This is a genomic window from Pseudochrobactrum sp. AO18b (genome assembly GCF_000409565.1).
GTDB classification, from domain to species: Bacteria; Pseudomonadota; Alphaproteobacteria; order Rhizobiales; family Rhizobiaceae; genus Pseudochrobactrum; species Pseudochrobactrum saccharolyticum.
In genome coordinates, this window is record NZ_ANNO01000495.1 from 1 (window position 1) to 670 (window position 670).

The window sequence follows — 670 nt, forward strand, 5'->3', positions numbered from 1 at the left end:
ATGTTTGAGCTTGCCTTTGATAATATCGTGATAATCGCGGTTCTGCGCATAGACCGAGATTGCCCCGCAGTCTTTTTTGCTTTGCAGAGTGCGCGGGTCGTGGTCTGGGCCGTAATTCATCGCCAGCATGACGATGGAGCGCACTTCATGCCAAAGTTCAGACGGGTTTGAGCGCCGGTCTGCCGTTTCTTCCAGCCATTCCATGGAGCCATGGCGGCCATGATCCAGAAAATAGCGCAACCGCTGCGGTGCCTGCGGAATGGCATCCGGCGTCGTAATCGCCACAACGTCAAAACCGACCGCTGCGGCTTCTTCCATTAAGAAGCGCTTCAGACGGACAGCAGGAGGCTCATCGCTTTTCGGCAGAGGTTTCTTTGGAGCGCGATCAGAAGTCGAGGTCGCCATAATGGGATGCCGGAAAAATGCCGCGCACACGATCAGCGAGAAGCGGACGGAAAGAAGGACGGGATTTCATGCGCGCATACCATTCGCGGGTAGCGCGGTGTTCTGCCCACTCAATCTCCCCCAGATAATCGAGAATGGAAATACCGGCAGCCGCTGCCATATCGGCATAGCTTGGTGTATCACCGGCTAGCCAGTTGCGGGTCGCGGCCAGCCAGTCTGTATAGCGCAGATGCTGGCGGATATTGGCACGGGCGGCGCGGGGTGC

At 57.3% G+C, this 670-nt stretch carries 2 protein-coding genes; both read right to left on the bottom strand.

Translation table 11 applies throughout. From position 1 onward, the window contains the following. Positions 1-405: epoxyqueuosine reductase (locus A918_RS0118365; protein WP_022712461.1), on the bottom strand; the 405-nt coding region annotated here is incomplete at its 3' end. Next, the coding region (locus tag A918_RS0118370) for a glutathione S-transferase family protein (protein WP_022712462.1) at positions 386-670 on the bottom strand (285 nt) is incomplete at its 5' end. The genes A918_RS0118370 and A918_RS0118365, both read right to left, overlap by 20 nt.